This window comes from Terriglobia bacterium (assembly GCA_020073495.1).
Classification (GTDB): Bacteria; Acidobacteriota; Terriglobia; order Terriglobales; family Acidobacteriaceae; genus JAIQFD01.
This window is the reverse complement of the sequence record JAIQFD010000003.1, coordinates 525560-539814: the sequence shown is the minus strand read 5'-3', so window position 1 is coordinate 539814 and position 14255 is coordinate 525560. Positions and strand designations below refer to the sequence as shown.

11 protein-coding genes are annotated in these 14255 nt (G+C 64.1%); 6 read left to right on the top strand and 5 right to left on the bottom strand.

The window, feature by feature from the left end; all coding sequences use genetic code 11:
- Positions 1 to 48: 48 nt before the first annotated feature.
- Entirely contained in the window at positions 49 to 3540 is a 3492-nt protein-coding gene (locus LAN37_09710) for a GAF domain-containing protein (GenBank protein MBZ5647485.1), read from the bottom strand.
- 102 nt (positions 3541 to 3642) lie between these two features.
- On the opposite strand from LAN37_09710, the gene LAN37_09705 reads away from it, so the two are divergent.
- Positions 3643 to 4734 carry a response regulator gene (locus LAN37_09705; protein ID MBZ5647484.1) on the top strand — a complete coding sequence of 364 codons (1092 nt, stop codon included), beginning with the start codon at positions 3643 to 3645 and terminating at the stop codon, positions 4732 to 4734.
- 59 nt (positions 4735 to 4793) lie between these two features.
- A complete protein-coding gene (locus tag LAN37_09700) occupies positions 4794 to 5078 on the top strand; it encodes a 4a-hydroxytetrahydrobiopterin dehydratase (GenBank protein ID MBZ5647483.1) in 285 nt (94 codons plus the stop codon).
- A gap of 20 nt (positions 5079 to 5098) precedes the next feature.
- Here the strand turns inward: LAN37_09700 and LAN37_09695 are convergent, their stop codons facing one another.
- A complete protein-coding gene (locus LAN37_09695; GenBank protein ID MBZ5647482.1) occupies positions 5099 to 5326 on the bottom strand; it encodes a hypothetical protein in 228 nt (75 codons plus the stop codon).
- Between the two features lie 267 nt (positions 5327 to 5593).
- On the opposite strand from LAN37_09695, the gene LAN37_09690 reads away from it, so the two are divergent.
- The gene (locus LAN37_09690; GenBank protein ID MBZ5647481.1) at positions 5594 to 6217 is read left to right on the top strand and encodes a hypothetical protein; all 624 of its coding nucleotides are present in this window, start codon (positions 5594 to 5596) and stop codon (positions 6215 to 6217) included.
- A gap of 89 nt (positions 6218 to 6306) precedes the next feature.
- On the opposite strand, the gene LAN37_09685 is transcribed toward LAN37_09690, so the two are convergent.
- From LAN37_09685 to LAN37_09675, 3 genes are all read right to left on the bottom strand, one after another.
- Positions 6307 to 7104, bottom strand: coding sequence for a hypothetical protein (locus LAN37_09685; GenBank protein MBZ5647480.1), 798 nt, complete (start codon positions 7102 to 7104; stop codon positions 6307 to 6309).
- A gap of 87 nt (positions 7105 to 7191) precedes the next feature.
- Positions 7192 to 7938 (bottom strand): TrbI/VirB10 family protein, encoded by a 747-nt coding sequence (locus tag LAN37_09680; GenBank protein ID MBZ5647479.1) that lies wholly within the window; start codon positions 7936 to 7938, stop codon positions 7192 to 7194.
- A gap of 92 nt (positions 7939 to 8030) precedes the next feature.
- A complete protein-coding gene (locus LAN37_09675) occupies positions 8031 to 10376 on the bottom strand; it encodes a DUF1343 domain-containing protein (protein ID MBZ5647478.1) in 2346 nt (781 codons plus the stop codon).
- Positions 10377 to 10492: 116 nt separating this feature from the next.
- Between LAN37_09675 and LAN37_09670 the strand changes: the two genes are divergently transcribed.
- From LAN37_09670 to murA, 3 genes are all read left to right on the top strand, one after another.
- Positions 10493 to 11614, top strand: coding sequence for a beta-lactamase family protein (locus LAN37_09670; GenBank protein ID MBZ5647477.1), 1122 nt, complete (start codon positions 10493 to 10495; stop codon positions 11612 to 11614).
- 34 nt (positions 11615 to 11648) lie between these two features.
- The gene (gene murQ / locus LAN37_09665) at positions 11649 to 12599 is read left to right on the top strand and encodes an N-acetylmuramic acid 6-phosphate etherase (protein ID MBZ5647476.1); all 951 of its coding nucleotides are present in this window, start codon (positions 11649 to 11651) and stop codon (positions 12597 to 12599) included.
- A 263-nt stretch (positions 12600 to 12862) separates the two neighbouring features.
- The gene (gene murA, locus LAN37_09660) at positions 12863 to 14158 is read left to right on the top strand and encodes a UDP-N-acetylglucosamine 1-carboxyvinyltransferase (protein MBZ5647475.1); all 1296 of its coding nucleotides are present in this window, start codon (positions 12863 to 12865) and stop codon (positions 14156 to 14158) included.
- Positions 14159 to 14255 lie beyond the last annotated feature (97 nt).

Sequence of the window (14255 nt, the reverse complement as noted above, 5' to 3'; positions counted from 1 at the left end):
CCCCAGCAAAAAAGCCTCGTTGAGATTCGGACAGGGGCTGCCGTGAGTTCACACCGTCGCCTTGGCCCGCGCCTTCTGTAACAGCCTCCGCGTCACCGAGACCAGGTCGGAAACGTCGAATGGTTTGGTCAGGCAGGGGACGCCGGTTTCCTCGATAAATTTACACATCGCGGGATCATTCACGTTGGAGACCGCGAAGATGACGTTCCTCTCCATTCCTGGACGGTTGGAGCGGATCCAGTGATAGATCTCCATTCCACTCCAGGCGCCGGGCATTTTGCCATCCACGATGACGGCGTCGAAATTCTCGTTGCGCAGTCGGCTGATGGCATCCTCTGCGTCGCCGAAGGCGAACACTTCGGCGCCGGCGCTGCGCAGCACTTCGCGCTCGAATTCCAACACCGATTCCTCGTCGTCTACCAGCAGCACGCGCCCGTGCAGCGGGCCATCGTGCCGTACCACCTGCAACGGCGGCTCGTGGGCTGCCGGCATCGGAACGGCGGGCAAGCGCACCTGGAACACCGCGCCGCCGTCCGGGTGATTGAAGGCGCGGATACTCCCACCGTGCTCTTTCAGGATGCCGTAGCAGATGCTCAGGCCCAGTCCGGTTCCCTTGCCCACGCTCTTGGTCGTGTAAAAGGGATCGAAGATGCGCTTCACGTCCTTGATGCCCGGGCCACTGTCGTGGAACTCGGCGCAGACTTCGCCCTCGCCGGCGCAGATGCGCACGCCGAAGGTGCCCCCGCGGGTCGTTTCCAGCATGGCGTCGGCGGCGTTGTTGATGATGTTGAGAAACACCTGCTCCAACTGGTGCTCGTCTCCCAGCACGTCCGGCAGGTTCGGCTGGAAGTCCCGTCCCACGACGATGTTGCTCAGCTTCATGTCGTAATCGCGGAGGGCGAGCGTGTCTTCCAGCACGCGGCGGAGGTCTACCTGCTGCCGTTGCGGTTTGCGCTGACGGGAGAATGAAAGCAGGTTCTGAACGATCTTGTGCGTGCGCTGGGCCTGCTTGTAGAGCTTCTGCACGAAATCCTGGGCGCGCAGCGGGATGTCTTCGTTCTCCAGCAACTGCGCGTAGCCCAGGATGGCGGTCAGCGGGTTGTTCAATTCGTGAGCGACCCCGGAGATGAGCTGGCCGATGGCCGACATCTTCTCGCTCTGGAGGAGCTGTTCCTGCGTGCGCGTCAGCTCCTCGTAGGCGCGGCGGGTCTCTTCGTACAGGTGCACCTTTTGGATGGTGGTGGCAAGCTGGCGGCCGATGGCGACCAGCAGGCTTTCGTCGGCGGGGGTGAATTCGCGGGGCGCCCGGCTGGCGATGCCCAGCAGCCCCACCACCTTGTCTTTCGTCCAGAGAAGCGCCCAGATCCACGATTGCAGGCCCTCGGCGCGCACGTACTCGGCCACCGTGGGCGGCAGGTTCGGCAGATGCTGCTGCGTGATCACCTCCACGCGGGCCTGCCGCACTGCGTTCAAGAACTCCTCGGGGATCTCCACCTCCTTCAGCTCGGCCGCCAGCGCACTGTGCTGCCCGGAGGCGACCCGCCGTCGCAGCGTTCTTCCGTCTTCCTCCGCGAGGTAGATTGCGCCTGTATCCGCCGCAAACAGGTCCACCACCTGCTCGAGCGCCACCCTCAGGATCTCGTCCAGGTCGAACGACTGCGTGGCCGCGACCGCGATGGTGTTCAACGCATACAACTCGCGGTTGCGCCGCCGAATCTCGTCCTCGGCCCGCTTCTTCTCCGTCATGTCGAGCAGGAAGCCCTGGTAGGTCAGCACCGCCCCCGACTCATCGCGGCGGGCGAAGCTGGTCTCCAGCACGGGGACGCTGGTGCCGTCCTTGCGCCGCAGCGTGATCTCAAAGCTGCGCAGGTACCCTTTCTCGTCGATCTCACCCAGCAGCGCCGACCGCACCTTCGGGTCGGCATAAAGCTGGGTGGGGATATCCAGCTTGAGAAGTTCTTCCTTGCTGCCGTAGCCCAGCATACGGACGAAGGCGTCATTACAGTCGAGCAACCGCCCATCTGGCGCCGAGATGAACACACCTTCCTGTACCTGCTCGAAGAGCATGCGGTAGCGTTCGGCGATGGCCCGGTGCTCCGTGACGTCCTTGATGATGTGCACCGTGCCCACGTGGCGCGATTCCTGCTCGTTATAGGAGGAGGTCGAGACTTGAGAAAACCCGCCAAAACACGGGTCCGGACCGGTCTCAAACTCCGACGCGCGCCAGCAATACGGACATCCCTGCCATGCCTGCCAGCTGCGCCCCACCCCGGGCAGCAGTCCGTCACATGTCCCCTGCATGATGGCGCTTTGCCGCAGGTCCAGGCGATCCAGGAGCGCCCGGTTGGCCTTGATGATGCGGAACCTCTCGTCGTGCACCAGCACGGAATCCTGGATGGAATCGAAGGTGCTGACCCATTGCTTCTGCGATTGGAGGATCTGGCTGAACAGCCGGTGGTTCTCGACCGCGATGCCCAGTTGGTTGGCGATGGCAGCGAAAAATTCAAGTTCGTCGGCCCGGTAGGTGCGGTACCACGCGATGCCGAGGTTCAAAATGCCGATCACCGTCTTTTTCCCCTGGACGGGGATCATCAGCAAGTGATTGAAACCTTCAGCCCGCAGCCGCTCGCGCGTTTCGGGATCTACCTCCCCCGTACGCACCATAGCCGGGCTGCCGCTCTGGATGGTCCGCCCGCTGAAGCTCTCCCCCACCGGGATGCTGCGCCGGGTGCAGATGTACTCGTCGCTCAGTCCGAGGGAGTCGACCAACACGAGTTGGTCCGAGTCGAGCATCCGGAACCATGACGCGCGCGCGGTCATCAGGCCTTTCAGCTCCTTCAGTGCCGTGTGCACGATGGGCATGAAATCCTGGGCTTCGGCGATCGCCGTGGTCACCGCGCTCAGCACTCGCAACCGCCGGGCGCGCTCGTGAGAGTCGTCGAGCACCATGACCACCATGCCGATGCCGAGCAAGAGTTCGAGCGCCACGTCGAATCCCGCGACCATGTCGCTGGCGCCCGGCTCGTGCATGTGCAGGAACAGGAGGCTGAACACCAGAAGAAGCGGTCCTACCGCCCGTCGCCCACGGGAGAACAACGCCAATTGGATTGCGCCCGCAGCCCGGATCGCTGCGTACATGAGCACCAGGGCGATACGCAGGTATTCGGATCCCGGGAACCACAACGCCCATACCACCGACGCTCCGAGCGTCAACGTGGAAAACGCGCCCAGTCGGAGCAGGGGCGAACGCCGGTCGGTGTAATAGAAGACGGAAAACGCAAACAGCGTGATCGCCACCACATACATGGCGGCAGAGAGCGCATGGAATCCGGGGTTGCCGACGGCTTCCGCGGCAGCAAACTTGTGCACCAAGTAGGCGAGCCAGCCCAGGATCCAGGTCAGCAGGTAGCGACCGCGGAAGGAACGGTAGATCAGCACCGCGCCGCCCAGCAGTAGCAATACTGCCGACGCCTGGGCAAGAAACTCCTCAGCCTGGAAAGAGGAAGCCAACTGCGGTGCGGTGAAACAGCCCAGGAACATGAGGTCAGCCGATGTATATCACGGAAAGCCCTTATAGTCCTGTTACTTCCGTGTGGGCTCCCGGATGGTGAACCGCGAAATCCGTGTACAATACGCGCCTAGATGAACGGTGACCATATCCTCGTGGTGGATGACGAAGACGCGATCCGGGAGATCGTTTCTTCGATGCTGAACGCCGCCGGGTACCACTGTACGCAGGCGTCATCCGGGATCGAGGCGCTCTCCGTGCTGGAGGCCCAGGGCGAGTTCGAGCTGATGTTGTCCGACCTGATGATGGCGGAACTGGACGGCATCGGACTGCTGGAGCGCTCCAAGGAAAGGTTTCCCGATATGCCGGTGGTGATGGTCACCGCCGTGCACGACATCTCCGTTGCGCTGGCCGCCATCCGAAACGGCGCCTACGATTACCTCCTTAAGCCTTTCGAGCGGGAACAACTGATGGCGACCGTGCGCCGGGCGCTGGAGAACCGCCGCCTGAAGCTGGAGAATCGCGCCTACCAGTCCAACCTGGAATCGCTGGTGACCGCCCGCACCGAGCAGTTGCGCCAGGCCATGGGCGATCTGGAACGCTCCTACGACATCACGTTGGAAGCCCTGGGCGACGCGCTCGACCTGAAGGACGCCGAGACCGAAGGCCACTCCAAACGCGTGACCGCGTTCACCATCGCCATGGCGCGCGCCATGGGCCTCCCCCAGGAGCGCATCAAGGTGATCGCCCGCGGCGCCTTCCTGCACGACATCGGCAAGATGGCCATTCCCGACGCCATCCTGCGCAAGCCAGGCAAGCTCGATGCCGAGGAAGTGCTCATCATGCAGGAGCACGCTCACCGCGGCTACCAGATGCTGAAGAAGATCCCCTTCCTTACCGAGGCCGCGGAGATCGTTTACTCGCACCAGGAGAAGTACGACGGCACCGGCTACCCCCGGCAGTTGAAGGGCAATGAGATACCAATGGGGGCACGCATCTTCTCCATCGCCGATACCCTGGACGCCATCACCTCCGACCGTCCCTACCGCGCCGCACAGCCCTTCACGGCTGCGCGGGAGGAGATCAGGAAGTGGGGGGGACGCCAGTTCGATCCCGAGGTGGTGAAGGTTTTCCTCTCCATGCCGGAGAGCATCTGGGATGACCTCCGCAAGGAGATCAACTCCCAAATCATCCGCTTCGCCTACGCTCAGAAAGCGACCGTCTAGCCCGGGGCCGCTGGCCTGCATTCCCGCGATTTGCTAACGTGTCCCCTTTGGAGGGTGAGATGGGAACCACTCTGTCCGATGCCGAAGTCCGCAACGCCCTGAATTCCCTGCCCGGCTGGAAACAGAACGGCAAGCAGATCGAACGCGTCTTCGAATTCCCGGATTTTGTCGCCGCGATGAAGTTCGTGAACAGGATCGCCGACGCCGCGGAAGCGGCGCAGCATCACCCCGACATCACCATCAATTACAACAAGGTGAAGCTGGCGCTGATCTCACACGATTCCGGCGGGGTCACGCAGCGTGACGTCAAGATGGCGGGCACGATCAACCAGGTCGCCGGCTGAGGCGCCCGGGACCGTGGGACTTACCGTGTTCCTTCGATGCCCTCGATGGAGTCGGCGACCCGGTTCAGCGCTTCCTCGAGGCGATCCAGTTCGCGCTGCGCCGCGTCATTCCACTCCTGGAAGGTTCCGTGGTGGCGCTCAAAGTTCTCCGCCACCCAGCGCAGGGCCTGGCGGCCGCGCTCGCTGATCAGCAACGCGCCCAGGCTGCCGACGCCCAGCAGTGCCAGGGGCATGTACCACTTCTTCATCTGTCCTCCGAGTGGGGGAGGAGCGAACGTCATACTTGTATCTGACGCCGCCTGCACCACCAAGGTTGCAGAGTTTCTTCATTTTTGAAAGTACCTGGGCGTATTCGCAGGGCCATGGACTGCCGTGCCCGGCCATGTCCTTGCATTTCCCTTGCGATGTTTCGATTTCCTATCCTGGCCCATACAGCCCTTCCTCGACTCTGCTCATCCAACTAGCTGATGCATCACAAGAGTGAGGACCCTATGCGGAGACCATCAGGAGTATGGATGGGATTGTGCGCCCTGCTGTTGAGCGGGTTGGCGGCGGCGCAAACCTATCCTTCGAACTATCCCGTCGCCAGCGATAGCGCCATCCCCGAAGGGACGCGTTTCGTGGTCCGCCTGAAGGACAAGCTGGACACCGATAAGATCCAGCCTGGCAAGAAGTTCAAGGCCGAGTTGATGGAGGACCTGGTGGCTCCCGACGGCCAGACCATCCCCCGCGGGAAGACTCTGAAGGGCCATGTCAGCAGCGTGGACCGTGGCCTACGCGCGCAGCTGCTCCTGAGCTTCAACGAGATCGAGACCAATCATGGCTCCATGCCCATCGCGGCCACGGTCACTGGCGTTCCCGGAGAGCACGGGGTGAAGCAGGAGACCGGCCCCGAGGGGGAGATCAACAAGCGCGGTATCGACAAACGGCGCGCCGCCGAGGCTGCTGCCGTCGGTGCCGTAGCGGGTACTGCGGCGGGCGCCGCAGGCGGTGGTGGCAAGGGAGCCGCTATCGGCGCGGCCGCTGGCGCGGGGGCCGGCTTCGGTGCGGCCATTCTCACCGACCGCAATATAACCTTGGAGAAAGGACAGCAGCTCGAGCTCAGGCTCGATCGGCCGCTGACCGTACCGACGCACTGACCCGAGGTTTCCGGCCAACGCCAGGCGCGGATTTTCACGGATTCTCTTTGCGTCCGTGTCGTTCTGTGAGGATCCCTAGGCGGCTGGTTTTACGAAAACAATTTCGCGAGCAGGCTCCTGGCCTTTTTCCCAGGTGCTCCCATGGCTTGCACGACGCGCTCGATCTCGGCTTCAGGCAGTGGCTGCGTGTCCTTGCGGATGCGGATCATCTCGCAGAAGGACGTGTACCGGTCGATGCAGTACAAGCAGCCCTTGATGTGTTCCTCAGCGAGGTCGCGTTCCCGCCAACTGACCTGACCGTTGATGATGTTGTTGAACGTCTTGAGCGAGAGACATTTGTCCGTGCTCTTCTTCTCCGCCGCCTCGATCAGCACGCGCGCCGAAAGAACGAAGGCATCCGGCGTGGATCCCGGGATGACCGCCGCCAGCCGTTCGTCCGCAACCTTCTTGACCGCCGTGGCTGTGCCCTCCAGGTTGCTGACGATGGGCCCTATCTTCTCTGCCTCATAACCCTTGATGAACAGCCAGATCATCTCGCACTCGACCACCGGCAGGTCCTTCATGATCTCCGAGACCTGCTCCAGGGAGATCTGCGGCGCGGGGACGTGCTCCTGCTCCCGCCCGCTGGCGAACACCAGGCTGCGGAACGCCATCAGGAACTCGCGCTCGTTGCTGAAGTGGAAGCTGGAGAACCATGCGGAGCCGTTGGCGCGGGCGCGGCTGAAGACTGCGGGCAGGTGTGCGTCGAGCTCTGGGGCGAGCGTCGGAAAATAGTGCTGGAGCAGGAAGCGGGCGATGGCGGCATAGTCGCGGACGAACTCGTACCAGCCCTGCCGTTCGTCGCGGGCGCAGTCCTCGGCCATCGAGAAGATGGTGCGTACAGCCATGTCTCGATGGTAGCAAAGGATGGAGTTGACACGGGCTCGCCTGCCGCCAAATGGCGCGCTGGAGCAGCGGACGGCAGAATTCGGGCCTTATTTCGTCCTCGGTGGAGTCGTGGGTTTGGGCCGCTCCATAGGCCGGTTCTGCCGCCCAGCCGGGACCAGTGGGTCGGGCAACGCCGCCAGGCGCTCTTCCTCCAGCACCAGCGGCCGTTGCAGGACCATCTCCACGGTCGTACCCGGGTCCAGCCTCACCTCGTTGCCGCGGGTCAGCATGGTGATGGCGAGGCCGGCCAGCCCGCCGGCCGCCGCACCGATTCCCGCTCCCTTGCCACCTGCCGCCACCGAACCGATGACCGCGCCCGTCGCGCCGGTGCCCGCGATCGTGGCCGCGTCCTTGCCCTTGCTGCTATCCGCCTGGATCGTGCCTTCCTTGTCCTTCAGTTGCTGGGTGTCGGCGCCGGGCAGGTTATCCACCGCGCCCGGGATTGCGACCGTGTAGCCGTTGGGGAAGATGAGGGTGTCGAAGTGCATCAGGACCTCGGCCCGGCCCTTCACCCGGCCCGGTCGCTTGATGTTGCTGATGCTCCCCTGCACATAGGTCCCCGCCGGGATCAGGATGCGGTTGTTCGCTACCACGGGGAAGTTGGTCTCGCAGTAGATTGGGTCGCCCGACCGCGCTGTCTTGGTGTTGATCCCGTGCTTGAGCACGACCGGCAGCTTGGTGCCGGCGGGGACAACGACGGTCCCGGGATCGGCGTCGCTCTGCTCGGCGGGAGAGGCCGTTTCCTGGGCGAATACCAGCGCGGCGGAGAACAGCAATAGGGCTGCGAGACGCATAGGGCCTCCTGAAGTCTGTAACGGTATATGAATCCAGTTTCAATGCAAAGGTTGTGTGCACCAAGAACGCCGAAAGCCCGAAGGTGATTGGGTCAAGGATAGAGCAGATACTTCTTTCGGATCGGCTCGAAGCGCTCCAGGTCGTCGCGCCAGTCCTCGGCGATGCGGCGGGGATCGGCGCCGGCCACGATCGCATCGAACACCGTCCGGTTGGCCAGGATGTCGATCATCTTCTCGACCTTGTAATCCTTCAGGTAGAGCTTCAGCAGCGCCGATGCCAGCTCGACGCCCAGTTCGGGTGAGTCCAGCGTGTTGCGCCCGGTGACGATCAGGTTCACGCCCCGGCAGAGCTGCCCGGCGTACTTGCTGTCCTTGGGGGTGAATGCGATCGGGACAAAGCGCACGCCGGAGATCTGGCGCGCGTTCAGAAACTGGGCGAGTTCGCGCCCGTTGATCCAGGGCGCACCCACGACTTCAAAGGGAGTATCGGTTCCCCGTCCGACGGAGACGTTCGTGCCCTCTACCAGCGCCACGCCAGGATACAGAGTGGCCTCGGTCACGCTGCGCAGATTCGGCGATGGGTCGATCCAGACCAGCCCCGTCGAGTCGTACCAGTCACCCCGGAACCATCCCTGCATGGGAACGACGGTGAGCTTCGCCCCGATGTGCCGCTCGGCGTTGAACAGCTTCGCCAGCTCGCCCATGGTCATGCCGTGGCGCACCGGCAGCGGATGATAGGTGACCAGCGACCTCGGACCGCCCACCCACATTGGCCCCTGCACGAACGAGCCGGTCACCGGATTGGGACGATCCAGCACCAGCACCGTCTTGCCCGCCTGCGCCGCTGATTCCAGGATGTATCCCAGCATCACCTCATAGCTGAAGAAACGCACGCCCGCATCCTGCAGGTCGACCACCAGCGTGTCCACCCCATCGAGCAGTTCGACCGGGAGACGTCCCCGCTGGCCGGCGCGATAAAGGCTGTGGACGGCGATCCCGGTCGCTGCATCGACGGTGTCGGGAAGATTTTCTCGATCTTCCGCTCCCACCAGACCGTGCTCGGGACTGAAGATGGCGGCGAGCTTTATCCCGGGGGCATTCGCCAGCACATCGATGGTGCGCCGCCCAGCCGAATCCATGCCTGTCTGGTTGGTCAGCAGCCCGACTCGGGTCGTCGCACGTCCCGCGCGCAGCAAACCAAAATCATTCTCTTCGAGCACGTCGATGCCCGTTCTTACTGTGCCATTCCGCGCCGACAGCCTTCGCCCACCGGCCATCGCCTCGTTGTAGCCGGTGATGTTCGCCATTCTCATCTCGTCTGCCCCAGTGACTTTCAGATCCAGCGCCGCCGCGACCGCGCTCGCGATTCGCGACCGCAGCGAAACGATCTCCCGTGAAGGCATGCCGCTGGGGTGGGTCGCGTTGCTCAGGATCACGATGTAGGTGCGCGTCAGCGGATCGACCCACAGCGACGTTCCCGTCCAACCGGTGTGCCCGAACCCGCCGACGGGCAGCAGCTCGCCCCGATTGCTGGAGTACGGCGAATCGATGTCCCAGCCCAACCCCCTCAGCACAGTCGCGTTGGGCGGTTGCTGGGGCGTGGTCATTTTTTCCATGGTCGCTGGCGCCAGCAGCTTGTTGCGATCAAGCCACCATTGCGCGTATTTCGAGAGGTCGTCGGCGGTGGAATACATTCCCGCGTGGCCGGACACGCCGCCCATCCGCCGCGCCGTCGGGTCGTTCACCGTACCCCTGAGGTGGAGGATCCGCGTGCCTTCTCCCAGCACCCGCTCGGCGTAGTCCGCCGGGGCGATACGCGGCACCCACGTTGCCGGCGGAAGGAAACGCGTGCTCGTCAACCCCAGCGGCTGCGCCACCTGAAGGTCAAAATACTTGTCCAGCGCCATGCCGGAGACCCGCTCCACCAGGGCGCCCAGCACGATGCCGTTGATATCGCTATAGACGAACCGCGCCCCCGGCGGGTGCTCCGGCTGGATGTCGAACGCCCGGCGCAACGCCTCGTTCTTGCCTTGCCACGGTGTCTTCAGATCGAGATCGGGCGGCAGGCCGGAAAAATGCGTCAGTAACTGCCGCACCGTGATGTCCTGTTTTCCGTTGGCGGCGAACTCCGGGATGTACTTCGCGACCGGATCGTTCAGCCGCACTTGCCCCAGCTCCACCATCCGCATCACACACACCGCGGTGAATGTCTTGGTCAATGACGCGATATCGAAGATCGTGTCCAGCGTCATCGGCTCCCGCCGTGGCGTGACCTTGCGATGGCCGAATGCCTTGCGGTAGACGACCTCTCCGCCGTGGCCGATCACCACCACCGCGCCGGGGATCTGCCCCTCCGCGATCGCCTTCTCCACGATGGCGTCGACGGACGCAAACCTCTGCGCGTTCTCGGCGGCAAGCGCGGGCACTGCCGCTGGAATGACGAATGCGGCAAGTAACAGGCAGGCGGCGCGGGCTTGGATTCGCAGATGCACCGTTCTTCCGGGAATTCCCCTGTGTTATAACACGCGACAGAAGCGCCCGAGTGAAGGCTGCATTGACCAGTACGACCGACCGCCGCCCACACCGCCCCGTGCCCGACCACGAGCAGCAGGACGCGCGCTTCGCCCCGGCCTTCGATGTCCTGCGCGAGGGCATCCGCCTGCGCGCTTTTCCCGGCGCCGCTGCCGCGGTCACCTTCCGCGGCCGCCTGGTCGCTCTCAAGGGCATCGGCCGCTTCACTTACGACGAGGACTCGCTGCCTGTCCAGCCCGGCACCATCTACGATCTCGCCTCCGTATCGAAAGTCGTGGCCACCACCACCATGGCCATGATCTTGTACGAGCGCGGCCAGCTCGATCTGGACGCCCCGGTTTCCGCCGTCGTCCCCGAATTCTCCTCCCACGATGCGAGGCGCGCCGAGGTCACCATCCGTATGCTGCTGGCGCACTCCTCCGGCCTGCCCGCCTACGTGAAATTGTTCGCACAGGCGCGGACGCCGGCAGAGCTCTTGCGTGCGGCCGTTACCGCGCCCCTCGAGGCGGAGCCGGGCATGCGCGCCCAGTACAGCGACATTGGTTTCATCGTACTCGGCGCTGCCTTGGAGAGGATCGCCGACGAGCCCCTCGACACCTTCTCCAGCCGGGAGATGTTCGGGCCGCTGGGCATGAGTGTCTCCGGCTTTTGTCTCCCGGGCGCGTTGCGCGGGAGCATTCCGCCCACGGAGAATGACCGTGAGTTTCGCTGCCGGGTCGTTCAGGGTGAGGTCAACGACGAGAACGCCAGCGTGATGGGCGGCGTCGCTGGACACGCCGGCGCCTTTGCGCCTGCCGAAGACGTCGCCCGTTTCGCCGAGTGCATGCTGGCTGGCGGGCGCCCTGTCCTGCGACCGGAAACCGTCGCCCTCTTCACCCGACGCCAGGATTCCCCGCCGGGCTCCGCCCGCGCGCTGGGCTGGGACACCCCGTCGCAACCCTCACAATCGGGCAAGTATTATTCGCCGCGCTCTTTCGGCCACCTCGGCTACACCGGAACCTCGCTCTGGATAGATCCCCAGCGCCGGCTTTCGGTCACCCTCCTGACCAACCGCACCTGGCCCGACCGCAAGTCGCAACTCATCAAAGAGGTCCGCCCGCGCTTTCACGATGCCGTCGTCGAATGTTTGGAGGATCGTCCATGAGCGGCATAACGCGGCTCGACCCCGGGACAAACCAATGACCAGCAGATCGCGCAAGCAAAGCACCGAGCAACCGAACAAGGCTTCCGCCAAGCTCGACACCCTGACCGCACTGCAGATCGCGCGCCTCATCAACGGTGAGGACGCGAAGGTCGCGAAGGCGGTCAAGAAGGCGCTGCCGCAGATCGCCAAGGCCATCGATCTCGCCGCCGATGCGCTGTCGCACGGTGGCCGGCTGATCTACGTCGGCGCCGGCACCAGCGGACGCATCGCCGCCCTCGACGCTTCGGAGTGTCCTCCCACCTTCAACACCGAGTCCTGGCAGGTGCAGTACGTCATCGCCGGCGGCGAGACCGCACTCGGCTCCGCCATCGAAGGCAAAGAAGATTCGCGCGAACTGGGCGAGCAGGACATCGCCGGCCGGAAACCGGGTGCAGGCGATCTCGTGGTCGGCATCGCCGCCAGCGGGCGCACGCCCTATACCGTCGCTGCGGTCGAATACGCCCGCGCCCGCGGTGCCAAGACCGTCGCCCTGGTCTGCAATCCCGGCTCGCCTCTGGCCAAGGCCGCGCAGCTCGCCATCGTGGTCGAGGTCGGCCCCGAAGTGCTTACCGGATCCAGCCGTATGAAGGCCGGCACGGCCCAGAAGATGGTACTGAACATGATCTCCACCGGCGCCATGGCGCGCCTGGGCTACGTCTACGGCAACCTCATGGTCAACGTCCACTTCAACAACCAGAAGTTGGTCGAGCGCGGCTTCCGCATCGTGCAGCAGATCACGGGTCTCAACCAGGCGCGCACCGCGCAGCTCCTGCACGACGCCCGCAATGTCCCAACCGCCCTGGTGATGAATCATGCCCGCGTCAATCGTGACGAAGCCATCCGTCGCCTCAAGCGCGCCCGCGGCAACGTCCGAAAAGCCATCGAGGGGAAGGATTCGCAGTCAAAGAAGAAGACCCGTAAGCGAGGAGGTAGAGCGGGCCTTTAGGCCCGCGTCGGCCGCACCAATATGACCAGGGCTTTAGCCCTGAGGAACCGGCCTTCGAAAATCGCCCGGGCCTTAGCCCTGCTTTGTGCATTCAAAACAATCTAGGGCTTTGGCCCCCGGTGGAAGCGCAGGCCTTTAGGCCTGCGAATAAGGTCCCTATCGGAACTGCGCTTTAGCGCCGGTGAAAGCTTAGGTACATGGCCCCTTGCCACGCCCCAATCCGCACCGATTCTCGCTAAAATGATTGCTGAGGCCCCTTTCCGATGGATAAGTTCGTGATCCGTGGTGGCAACCCGCTGGTGGGCACCGTCCGCGTCAGCGGAGCGAAGAACGCGGCTCTCCCCGCCATGGCCGCCGCCATCCTTACCGAAGAACCCGTCATCCTCGAAAACATCCCCGACGTCCGCGACATCCAGACCACGCGCAAGCTGCTCGAGGCCATGGGAGGAGAGGTCGAGCTGGGCTACGGCCGCGCCCACCATCGCACCACCCTGTGCATGAAGAACCTGGTCTCGCCGGAAGCCTCCTACGACCTGGTCAAGACCATGCGCGCCTCCACCCTGGTGCTCGGTCCGCTGGTGGCGCGCAGCGGGCGCGCTCGCGTTTCGCTTCCTGGCGGCTGCGCCATCGGCGCGCGTCCCATCGATCTTCACATCAAGGGCCTGGAGCAACTGGGCGCGAAGATCACCGTGGAACACGGCTACGTCGAAGCAGCGGCGGATCGGCTGAAAGGCGGCGAGATCGTCTTCGACAGGATCACCGTCACCGGCACCGAGGACCTCATGATGGCCGCCGCACTGGCCGACGGCGACACCCTCATGCAGAACTGCGCCCGTGAGCCCGAGGTCGCCGACCTCGCCGCCCTGCTTAACAAGATGGGCGCGAAGATCGAGGGCGCGGGCACGCCCACCATCCGCATCAAGGGCGTCTCCCGGCTGAAGGGCGCCAAGCACCGCATCATCCCCGACCGCATCGAGGCCGGCACCTTCATCGTCGCCGGCGCGCTCACCGGCGGCGACCTCATCATCGCCGGCTGCGATCCCCGGCACCTCACCTTCATCAATAAGCTGGAAGAGGTCGGTGTAAAGGTGACGCACAATGGAGACTCCGTCCGCGTTCAGGGAGACAATCCTCTCAAGGGCTGCGACATGGTCACCGAGGAGTTCCCCGGCTTTCCCACCGACATGCAGGCTCAGTTCATGGTGCTCGCTACCCAGGCCGAAGGCAGTTCGATCGTCACCGAGAACATCTTCGAGAACCGCTTCATGCACGCCGGGGAGCTGGTGCGCATGGGCGCCAACATCAAGATCGAAGGACGCCGCGCCATCGTTCGCGGCAAAACTCCGCTCTCGGCCGCTGCGGTGCTGGCCTCCGACCTGCGCGCCTCTGCCTCCCTGGTGCTGGCCGGCTTGGTCGCGGACGGCGAGACCATCATTGACCGCGTCTATCACATCGACCGCGGCTACGAACGCATCGAGGAGAAACTCCGCGCCGTCGGTGCTCGCATGAAGCGCATCGGCGAGATGCTGCCTAAGCGCACCGCCCTGGTCGGCAGCTAGCGCATTCCGTTGTCATCCTGAGCGAGCGCTTGTCTGGCAAGCGCGAGTCGAAGAGCCTGCCCTGAGCGGAGCGAATGGGACCCCTACCCCCTCCAGA

What these genes read in the sequence shown, in the direction of transcription:
- murQ (MBZ5647476.1), top strand. Translation starts at nt 11,649, where the DNA reads ATGACCAGCAGATCGCGCAAGCAAAGCACCGAGCAACCGAACAAGGCT.
- LAN37_09685 (MBZ5647480.1), bottom strand. Translation starts at nt 7,104, where the DNA reads ATGGCTGTACGCACCATCTTCTCGATGGCCGAGGACTGCGCCCGCGAC.
- LAN37_09680 (MBZ5647479.1), bottom strand. Translation starts at nt 7,938, where the DNA reads ATGCGTCTCGCAGCCCTATTGCTGTTCTCCGCCGCGCTGGTATTCGCC.
- LAN37_09690 (MBZ5647481.1), top strand. Translation starts at nt 5,594, where the DNA reads ATGGGATTGTGCGCCCTGCTGTTGAGCGGGTTGGCGGCGGCGCAAACC.
- LAN37_09700 (MBZ5647483.1), top strand. Translation starts at nt 4,794, where the DNA reads ATGGGAACCACTCTGTCCGATGCCGAAGTCCGCAACGCCCTGAATTCC.
- murA (MBZ5647475.1), top strand. Translation starts at nt 12,863, where the DNA reads ATGGATAAGTTCGTGATCCGTGGTGGCAACCCGCTGGTGGGCACCGTC.
- LAN37_09705 (MBZ5647484.1), top strand. Translation starts at nt 3,643, where the DNA reads ATGAACGGTGACCATATCCTCGTGGTGGATGACGAAGACGCGATCCGG.
- LAN37_09710 (MBZ5647485.1), bottom strand. Translation starts at nt 3,540, where the DNA reads ATGTTCCTGGGCTGTTTCACCGCACCGCAGTTGGCTTCCTCTTTCCAG.
- LAN37_09695 (MBZ5647482.1), bottom strand. Translation starts at nt 5,326, where the DNA reads ATGAAGAAGTGGTACATGCCCCTGGCACTGCTGGGCGTCGGCAGCCTG.